Source organism: Mesorhizobium sp. CNPSo 4688 (genome assembly GCF_057784295.1).
On record NZ_JBWLUY010000002.1, the window covers coordinates 513757 to 522740 of the forward strand.

Genomic DNA, 8984 nt, shown 5'->3' on the forward strand with positions numbered 1-8984 from the left:
CTCGCAAAACCGGCTCTGTGGATGAAGCGCTGGCAAAAACCCCCGTCCCCAGATTTGTCCCCAGCCGCCCGACGAAGCCGACAGCGCACCGAATTGTGGACAACCCGCCTTCTGATACAGTCGCCTCAGCCGGTCGCCTTTCCGGCCCCTGCTTATCCACACAAGCCCACAGCCCCAGGTGCCCCCTGTGAACAAACCCCAGAGCTTCTTCCACCTGCATCTGATTTCCGACGCCACCGGCGAAACGCTGCTGGCGGCCGGCCGGGCAGCCTCGGCGCAATACAAGGATGCGCGCGCCATTGAGCACATCTACCCGCTCATCCGCACCGAAAAGCAGGTGGCGAAAGTGTTCGAGGACATCGAGGAGGAACCGGGCATCATTCTTTATACGGTGGTCGACCAGAAGCTGGCGCGCGGCATTGACGAGCGTTGTGCCGCGATGGGCCTGCCCTGCGTCTCGGTGCTGGAGCCGGTTCTGACCGTCTTCCAGTCCTATCTCGGCACCCCGGCCGGCCGCCGCGTCGGCGCCCAGCATGTGCTCGACGCCGACTATTTCCGCCGCATCGATGCGTTGAACTTCACCATGGAGCATGATGACGGCCAGCTGCCTGCCAACATGGATGATGCCGACATCGTTCTGATCGGCATTTCCAGGACATCGAAGACGCCGACCAGCATCTATCTCGCCAACCGCGGCATCAAGACCGCCAACATCCCAATCGTGCTCGGCGTGCCGGTGCCGGAAAGCCTGGTCAGCGCCAGCAAGCCGCTGATCGTCGGCCTGATTGCCACCGCCGAGCGCATCTCGCATGTCCGGCAAAACCGCATCCTCGGCAACAGCAGCACTTACGAAGCGACCGACTATGTCGACCGCGCCTTGATCACCGAAGAGCTCGCCTATGCCCGCCAGATCTGCACCCGCCACAACTGGCCGATGATCGACGTCAGCCGCCGCTCGATCGAGGAGACCGCCGCAGCGATCGTTGCCCTGCGGGGGAAGAATAGATAGATGAGCGAAGAATGAGTTTGCGCTCTTCCTGGTGGAGGTTCGGCGCTGCCCCTCACCTGCCTGCTGGCATCCTCTCCCCGTACAGTGACGGGGAGAGGGGCGCTGCCTTCGATGGTTTCGCCAATCACCAGCGTGGCAAGAGGTGGCGCGTGGACCGAAGCTGCCCTTTCTCCCCGTCACTATACGGGGAGAAATGTCCGGCAGGACAATGAGGGGCGGCGTCAACGTTGCGGATTAACGCCCAATACTCCAACCGTCCCTGTATCTGCGCCGAGTGCTACATGACCGAAAAAATCATCCTCGCTTCCGGCAGTCCGTTCCGCAAAGCCATGCTCGTCAATGCCGGGCTCGACATCGAAGCCGTCCCGGCCGAGGTCGACGAGCGTGCACTCGAGGCGCCGTTGCAGGATAGCGGCGTGTCGCCGGAAGATGTCGCCCTGATCCTCGCCGAGGCCAAGGCTACCGAGGTCAGTGAGCGCAAACCTGGCGCCCTGGTGCTCGGCTGCGACCAGACTTTGTCACTGGGAGATGAAGTGTTCCACAAACCGGCCGACATGGAAGGCGCCCGCCGACATCTGCTGGCGCTGTCGGGCAAGACCCATCAGCTGAACAGCGCCGCCGTGCTCTGCCGAAACGGCGCTGTGCTGTGGCGCCATGTCGGCGTCGCCAGTCTCACCATGCGCAAGCTCAACCCGGCTTTCATCGGCCGGCACCTGGCCCATGTCGGCGCCAAGGCGCTGGCCAGCGTCGGCGCCTACCAGATAGAGGGCGAAGGCATCCAGCTGTTCGAAAAGATCGAAGGCGACTATTTCACCATTGTCGGCCTGCCGCTCTTGCCGGTGCTAAAGGAATTGCGGGCGCTGGGAGCCATCGATGGTTGAGAAAAAAGCTTTTGTCACCGGCCACCCGATCGCGCATTCGCGCTCGCCGAAGATCCATGGCTACTGGCTGAAGAAATACGGCATCGACGGCAGCTACCGGGCGATCGATGTCGCGCCGGCTGATTTTCCCGAGTTCCTCTCCTCGCTCCATGCCAATGGGTTTCAAGGCGGCAACGTCACCATCCCGCACAAGGAAGTCGCCTTCGCCCGGGTCGAGCGCCGTGACGAAGCGGCGGAAATGATCGGCGCCGTCAACATGCTGTGGCTGGAAGACGGCCTGCTGTGGGGCGGCAATTCCGACTGGCTCGGGTTTGCCGGCAATCTCGACGAGCACGCGCCGGGCTGGGACAAAAACGGTCCCGCCGTAGTGCTCGGCGCCGGTGGGGCTTCGCGCGCGGTTATCCACGCGCTGAAAGTGCGCGGCGTCAAGGATATCCGCATGGTCAACCGCACGCTGGCGCGGGCGCAGGAACTGGCAGACCGCTTCGGCGCCGGCGTTACAGCGCATGGTGCGGTCGGCGACCTGCTTGGCGATGCCGGTCTGCTCGTCAACACCACGGCGCTCGGCATGCATGGCGATGCTACGCTCGCCGCCGATCCGGCAGGCCTGCCTGGCCACGCCATTGTCGCCGACATTGTCTATGTGCCGCTGGAGACGCCGCTTCTCGCCGCCGCCCGCGCGAGAAATCTGAAGACGGTCGACGGGCTCGGCATGCTGCTGCACCAGGCGGTGCCTGGCTTCGAACGCTGGTTCGGCAAGAGACCGGAGGTCACGCCGGAATTGCGGCAGATGATCGTCGCCGACATCGTCGCCAAATGACGGGCGCAAAGTGATGATCGTGCTCGGCCTCACCGGATCGATCGGCATGGGTAAGTCGACGACGGCGAAGATGTTCGCCGACGCCGGCGTGCCAGTGCATGATTCCGATGAGACCGTGCATCGGCTTTATTCCGGCAAGGCTGCGCCCTTGGTCGAAGCAGCCTTTCCCGGCACCACAGTGTCCGGCGTCGTAGACCGTGCGAAATTAGGTGCGCGGGTGCTGGGTGACGCCGCCGCGCTGAAGACATTGGAGACAATCATCCACCCGCTGGTCCGCGCCGATGCCGAAGTCTTTCTGACAAGACACCGCGCCGCCGGCGCGCCGCTGGTCGTGCTCGATATTCCGCTGCTGTTCGAGACCGGCGGCCGCAACCGCGTCGACAAGGTCGTCGTCGTCACCGCACCGGCCGACATCCAGCGCGCTCGCGTGCTGGCGCGGCCCGGCATGAGCGAGGAAAAGCTGGCGGCGATCCTGGCCAAGCAGGTGCCCGACGCTGAAAAACGCCGGCTGGCCGATTTCGTCATCGACACGGGTGAAGGGATGGAGGCGGCACGTGCAGCGGTCGGCGCCATCATCGCCGAACTTTCCGAGCGCTGAACCAGCTAGCCAACTCCCGGGGGATAAGTCCGGCCCATCAGGCTCCTGACGGCAGGCTGTCGGCATAGCCCATTGCCATTTTGTTCCGCTCTATGATTCTACTCCCCTAGGAGTGAGCTGATTCGATGCGTGAGATCATCTTCGATACCGAAACCACCGGCCTCGACATGCGCGACGACCGCATTATCGAGCTTGGCGGGGTCGAACTGGTCAACCGCTTCCCGACCGGCCGCACCTTCCACAAATTCATCAATCCGCAGGGGCGCGCCGTCCATCACGAGGCGCAGGCCGTGCACGGCATCAGCGCCGCCGACCTGGTCGGCAAGCCGACCTTTGCCGAAATCGCCGAGGAATGGCTGGCCTTCACCGACGGCGCCAAGCTCGTCGCCCACAACGCCAATTTCGATATCGGCTTTCTCAACACCGAATTCGGCCGGCTCGGCCAGCCGGTCATCGACACCGGGCGCGTCGTCGACACGCTGGCGCTGGCGCGGCGCAAGCACCCGATGGGTCCCAATTCGCTCGATGCGCTCTGCCGCCGCTACGGCATCGACAATGGCCACCGCACCAAGCACGGCGCGCTGCTCGATTCCGAACTGCTGGCCGAAGTCTACATCGAGCTCATCGGCGGCAAGCAGGCGGCGCTGATCCTCGAAACGGTGGCGGTGCAGGTCAATGGCAATGGTGACGTCGCCGACATCGATATCTCGATCGGCGCCCGGCCGATCGCCCTGCCGCCACGCCTGACCGAGGGCGAGCGTGCGGCGCATGCGGGTCTGGTGGCGACGCTGGGTGAAAAGGCGCTGTGGCTGAAGGTGGCGGCGGGGTAAACAGATCGGAGAGCTAGCGTTCCGTCACGCCCCCTCTCCAATAGAAAGCCCGGCACAAGGCCGGGCTTTTCAATCCATAGTGGCGAACCCTCAGCTCACCTTGACCTTCGAGGCCGCCTGGTCCTCGGCCAGCTTCTGCTGGAACATCTGCGCGAAATCGATCGGGTCGAGCATCAGTGGCGGGAAGCCGCCATTGCGGGTGGCTTCGGCGATGATCTGGCGGGCGAAGGGGAACAGGAGCCGGGGGCATTCGATGAACAGGATCGGCAGCATGTGTTCCTGCGGGAAGCCGGCGATGGAAAAGACGCCGCCATAGACCAGCTCGACATTGAACAGCACTTCCTGGTCGAAGGAGGCCTTGGCGTTCAACGTCAAATTGACGTCGAACTGCTTGTCGGAGAGCGGGTTGGCGTTAACATTGACGTTGATGGCGATGCCGGGGGCCTTGTCGCGGCCGCGCAGCGAGTTCGGCGCGCCGGGGCTTTCGAAGGACAGGTCCTTCACATACTGGGCAAGCACGTTAAGCGACGGCTGTGCCGTTTCGCCGTTGCCGTTTGTGGCGCCGACCGGCGCGTCATCTTTGCTGGCCATGAGCCTTGATCCTTTTGCCTGGGCAGCAGCGCTGACCGAATTGAAATCGGGCGTTGGCTAGCATGGTCGGCATGACAAGACAAGGTTTGCCGCCTTGTCACCGGAAGGATCAAGACGGAACGATCTCAGTCGTCTTTCAGCCGCCGCCACGGCGAATTGTGGTCGGGACCGCGCTTGAAATCGTCCTCGCGCGAATAGTCGCCGTCGTCGAGATCGATGACCTTGTCGCGCGACCTGCTACGGAAACCACTGGCGGTGAAATCGGTGGCCAGGACGATGCGGCCCTTGAGCCGGCGCCAGGCAAAATCGCGCACCGGCGGCAGGAACAGCAACAGGCCGATAATGTCGGTGATGAAGCCGGGGATGATCAAAAGGATCGCGGCGACCACGATCATGGCGCCATGCGCGAGCTGGCGGCTGGGGTCGCCGCCGCCGGCCATCTCGGCGCGCACCCGCGCCATGACGCCAAAGCCCTGGTGCCGGAGCATAAGCACGCCGGCAATGCTGGAAGCCAGCACGAGGCCGACCGTGGCCAGCGCCCCGATCTCGCGGCCGACAATGACGAAACCGGCGATTTCCAGCAACGGCAGCGAAAGCAGGAACAAAGGGAGGAAGGAAATGCGCAAGTCTTGACCGATCGTTTCCATGTTTTGCCGGACGGCGTACAATCGCCGCTGGCACTGAGGCCGTTAGATAGGTATGCCTGCCTTTGATTTGAATGATTGCGCCATGCGTTCTATATGCTTTGCATGTTGAACGCTATGCGACCGCGACCAGGATTGGCCGGCGGTCCCGGCCAGGTCAGGGATTGATTGGCGAAAGATATGGGATTCTTCGACTTCGGCACCATTTTCTTTCTGATTGCCGCAGTGGTGATCTTTTTCCAGCTGCGCAACGTGCTCGGCCGCCGCACGGGCAGCGAACGCCCGCCCTTCGATCCCTATACGGCCAGCCGCAACGACAAGGACGCGACCCAAAAGCCCGAAAATGTGGTTTCACTGCCGCGCAAGCGCCTGCCGGGCGAGACGGCTGCCGAGACCTATGCGGCCATCGACGCTTTCGCCAAGCCCGACACCGATCTGAACAAAGGCCTGCGCACGATCAAGGACAATGATCCGTCCTTCGACCCGAAGGGTTTCGTCGACGGCGCCAAGATGGCCTATGAGATGATCGTCATGGCCTATGCCGATGGCGACCGCAAAACGCTGAAGAACCTTTTGTCGCGTGAGGTTTTTGATGGTTTCGTCGCCGCCATAGGCGACCGCGAGGCGAAAGCCGAAAAGATCCAGTCCTCCTTCGTCGGCATCGACAAGGCCGACATCGTCTCGGCCGAGATGAAGGGTGGCGAGGCCCACATCACGCTGCGCATCGTCAGCGAGCTGATTTCGGCGACCCGCGACAAGGCGGGTGCTGTCATCGATGGCGATCCCGAGACGGTGGCCGAGGTCAAGGATGTCTGGACCTTCGCCCGCGACACACCCTCGCGCGATCCGAACTGGAAGCTGGTCGCCACCGAGGAAGAAGACTGAATCCTGGACATTGGCGGGGCCACGGTGTCGCTATCGTCCCTTTTCGTCGAGAAATCCTTTGATGATCTTCCCGGCTGGGCTGCGGACGATCACCTTGCCGCCTTCGAAGCCTTCCGCCGTTCGGCCTTTCATATCCTGAACAAGCCTTATCGCACCGGTTCGCTCGGTGTCCGGTTCGACGCCTTCGCCGGCGCCTATGACGAGGCGCGTTCCATTTCGCCGGCGAATCGGTCGGCGGCCAAGGATTTCTTCGAGCGTCATTTCGTTCCAGCCAAGGTTCAGGCTGACAATGCGGGTCTGGTCACCGGCTTCTACGAACCGGAGGTCGAGGCCTCGCCGGTGCGCACGGAAGAATTCACGGTGCCGCTTTTGGCGCGGCCGGGCGATCTCACCGACATCGACGGCGCCAACCGTCCCGAGGGCATGGACGAGTATCTGGCCTTCGCCCGTGACACGCCGCAGGGGCCGGTCGAGTATTTCGACCGTGGCCAGATCGAGCGCGGCGCGCTGGCCGGCAAAGGCCTCGAAATCGCCTGGCTTGCGGAACAAGTCGATGCCTTCTTCATCCATGTGCAGGGCGCGGCGCGGCTGAAGATGACCGACGGCCGGCTCTGCCGCGTCACCTATGCCGCTAAGTCGGGCCAACGGTTTACGGGACCAGGCAAGATCCTCGCCGATCTCGGAGAGATCCCGCTGGAAAAGGTGACGATGCAGTCGATCCGCGCCTGGTTCAGGGCGCATCCCGACCGCATTGACGAGATCCTCTGGCAGAACCGCTCCTACATCTTCTTTCGCGAAGCCGATGTCGACGACGCTACGCTCGGTCCGATCGCTGCGGCCAAGGTGCCGCTGACGCCGGGCCGCTCGCTCGCCGTCGACCGGCTGCTGCACACATTCGGCACGCCGTTCTACATCGATGCGCCGTCGCTGACCGCCTTCACGCAAAAGCCGTTCCGGCGGTTGATGATCGCGCAGGATACCGGCTCGGCCATCACCGGGCCGGCGCGGGGCGATCTCTTTGCCGGTTCAGGCGATGGCGCCGGCGAGATCGCTGGGGTCGTGCGCAACGAGGCGGATTTCTATGCGCTGGTACCAAGAGCTCTCGTTTCGGAGACGAATCGATGAGCAAGCGCCCCGATAGACTCAGCGAGGACGACCGGGTGTTGTGGAACCTGGTGGCGCGGACCGCCCGGCCGCTGAAGGGCCGGACGGCGGTAGACATCCCCGACATCGTCGCCGACCCTAAGCCGGCGCAGGCGCCGGTCGCTGTCAGCCCGGTCGCTGCCGCCAAGCCGAAGGCGCAACATGTTTCGCATGCGCTGGACGAGCCGACGCTGGACAAGTTGAAGAAGGGCCGGCTGCCGATCGAGGGCCGCGTCGATTTGCACGGCATGACGCAGGACGAGGCCTATTCGCTGCTGTTTTCGTTTTTGCACCGGGCGCATGCCGGCGGCATCCGCTATGTCCTGATCATTACGGGAAAAGGTTCGTCATCGGGCGGCGACGGCGTCTTGCGGCGTGCCGTGCCTGCCTGGCTGTCGACGCCCGCCTTCCGGCCGCTGGTCTCCAGCCACGACCACGCCGCCCGCAACCATGGCGGATCGGGCGCGCTCTATGTCCGGCTTCGGCGAGTACGCTAAATGACGCCTTTTGGGGAAAAACTGCGGGCGCTTCGAGCCGAGCGCGGCGTCCGCCAGAAAGACATGGCGCAGGCGATCGGTGTTTCCGCCGCCTATCTGTCGGCGCTGGAACATGGCCGCCGCGGCGCGCCGACCTGGACGCTGATCCAGAAGATCATCGGCTATTTCAACGTTATCTGGGACGATGCCGAGGAGCTGGCGCGGCTGGCCGAGGCCTCCCACCCGAGGGTAAAGCTCGACACGTCGGGACTCAGCCCAGCCGCGACGGAACTTGCCAATCTGCTGGCCGAAAACATCGAGAAGCTGGACGAAGCCGAGCTTCGCCGCATCACAGCGTCGATCCGGGCGGCGCTTGGACGCACTGGATAGGATGGCATGAGGCGCTTGCCGGCGTTCGCCTCAATTGGAGAGGCGATCGCCGGCGAGACGTTGCATCACTTCTTGCCGGCAGTGCTACCACGGCCGCCATTGTCGTGATGGTCGTGGCCATGGCCCTCGTGACCAAGGCAGCTCGAGTCGCCGGCGCCGCAACAACGGCCAGCCCACCAGTCGTTGGTCTGGGTGTTGGAACAGGTGATGGTCTGATCTGCCATGGCCGATCCGGCCAGAGACGACAGTGCGACGGCGGCGAGGAAGGCAGCGCGCAGGAAAGAAGTCATTGGAAGTCTCCGTGGTTGGGTTCTGGTTACGGCTGTGTGTCGCCGGCGGAGACGGTCTGGTTCATGGTGACTGTGAAATTTTTTTGGAGGGCGGTTCGGGAGGCCCTGACTTTCGTCATCCACGGGCGGAGCGGAAGCGAAGCGGACGCGCAGACCCCGAGGATCCATGCCGCGAACTACGAGCGTCGCGGCGGTGCAAAAAATCCACTGCCAGGCAGGAAATCGCGCTCGGCCTTTTCCTGCGCCGCGGCGGTCTTGATCGATGTCACGGAATGGATCCTAGGGCGTGGACTCAACGTGTCGCAGCCAAATCCTTAGGGAGGCGAGGGTAAGAGTTGCGAGGAAGTTTCGACCAAGCTTGTCGAAGCGGGTAGCGGCCCTGCGGAACTGCTTGAGTTTGCAGAAGAAGCGCTCGATGCGGTTTCGC

Annotated in this window: 12 protein-coding genes and 1 pseudogene; 9 read left to right on the plus strand and 4 right to left on the minus strand. The window is 63.5% G+C overall.

Annotated elements, in window-relative coordinates; translation table 11 throughout:
- Positions 1-187: 187 nt before the first annotated feature.
- From AC04SH_RS05510 to dnaQ, 5 genes are all read left to right on the plus strand, one after another.
- On the plus strand, positions 188-1009 hold the full coding sequence (locus AC04SH_RS05510; RefSeq protein WP_488574229.1) for a pyruvate, water dikinase regulatory protein: 822 nt from the start codon (positions 188-190) through the stop codon (positions 1007-1009).
- 281 nt (positions 1010-1290) lie between these two features.
- Entirely contained in the window at positions 1291-1890 is a 600-nt protein-coding gene (locus tag AC04SH_RS05515; protein WP_488574230.1) for a Maf-like protein, read from the plus strand.
- Entirely contained in the window at positions 1883-2710 is an 828-nt protein-coding gene (locus tag AC04SH_RS05520; protein ID WP_488574231.1) for a shikimate dehydrogenase, read from the plus strand. Before AC04SH_RS05515 ends, AC04SH_RS05520 begins: the two co-directional genes overlap by 8 nt.
- 13 nt (positions 2711-2723) lie before the next feature.
- Complete coding sequence (gene coaE, locus AC04SH_RS05525) at positions 2724-3308, plus strand: dephospho-CoA kinase (RefSeq protein ID WP_488574232.1); 585 nt, start codon at positions 2724-2726, stop codon at positions 3306-3308.
- Positions 3309-3433: 125 nt separating this feature from the next.
- Positions 3434-4138, plus strand: coding sequence for a DNA polymerase III subunit epsilon (dnaQ, locus tag AC04SH_RS05530; protein ID WP_488574233.1), 705 nt, complete (start codon positions 3434-3436; stop codon positions 4136-4138).
- 90 nt (positions 4139-4228) lie between these two features.
- Here the strand turns inward: dnaQ and secB are convergent, their stop codons facing one another.
- Together secB and AC04SH_RS05540 are read right to left on the minus strand one after the other, a co-directional pair.
- On the minus strand, positions 4229-4729 hold the full coding sequence (secB, locus tag AC04SH_RS05535) for a protein-export chaperone SecB (RefSeq protein WP_488574234.1): 501 nt from the start codon (positions 4727-4729) through the stop codon (positions 4229-4231).
- A gap of 125 nt (positions 4730-4854) precedes the next feature.
- Positions 4855-5355, minus strand: coding sequence for an FxsA family protein (locus AC04SH_RS05540; RefSeq protein ID WP_488574235.1), 501 nt, complete (start codon positions 5353-5355; stop codon positions 4855-4857).
- A gap of 198 nt (positions 5356-5553) precedes the next feature.
- Between AC04SH_RS05540 and AC04SH_RS05545 the strand changes: the two genes are divergently transcribed.
- The 4 genes from AC04SH_RS05545 to AC04SH_RS05560 are packed head-to-tail and all read left to right on the plus strand — an operon-like array spanning position 5554 to position 8267.
- Positions 5554-6258, plus strand: a complete 705-nt coding sequence (locus AC04SH_RS05545) for a Tim44/TimA family putative adaptor protein (RefSeq protein WP_488574236.1) — start codon at positions 5554-5556, stop codon at positions 6256-6258.
- A 24-nt stretch (positions 6259-6282) separates the two neighbouring features.
- Complete coding sequence (gene mltA, locus AC04SH_RS05550; RefSeq protein WP_488574237.1) at positions 6283-7383, plus strand: murein transglycosylase A; 1101 nt, start codon at positions 6283-6285, stop codon at positions 7381-7383.
- On the plus strand, positions 7380-7898 hold the full coding sequence (locus tag AC04SH_RS05555) for a Smr/MutS family protein (RefSeq protein ID WP_488574238.1): 519 nt from the start codon (positions 7380-7382) through the stop codon (positions 7896-7898). The genes mltA and AC04SH_RS05555 overlap by 4 nt, the downstream gene beginning before the upstream one ends.
- Complete coding sequence (locus AC04SH_RS05560; protein WP_436262185.1) at positions 7899-8267, plus strand: helix-turn-helix domain-containing protein; 369 nt, start codon at positions 7899-7901, stop codon at positions 8265-8267. It abuts the gene before it with no gap.
- Between the two features lie 65 nt (positions 8268-8332).
- Here AC04SH_RS05560 and AC04SH_RS05565 read toward each other — a convergent pair whose 3' ends face one another.
- A complete protein-coding gene (locus AC04SH_RS05565; protein ID WP_488574239.1) occupies positions 8333-8557 on the minus strand; it encodes a hypothetical protein in 225 nt (74 codons plus the stop codon).
- Between the two features lie 279 nt (positions 8558-8836).
- Positions 8837-8984 (minus strand): annotated as a pseudogene (locus tag AC04SH_RS05570) (IS5/IS1182 family transposase); the annotation flags it as partial.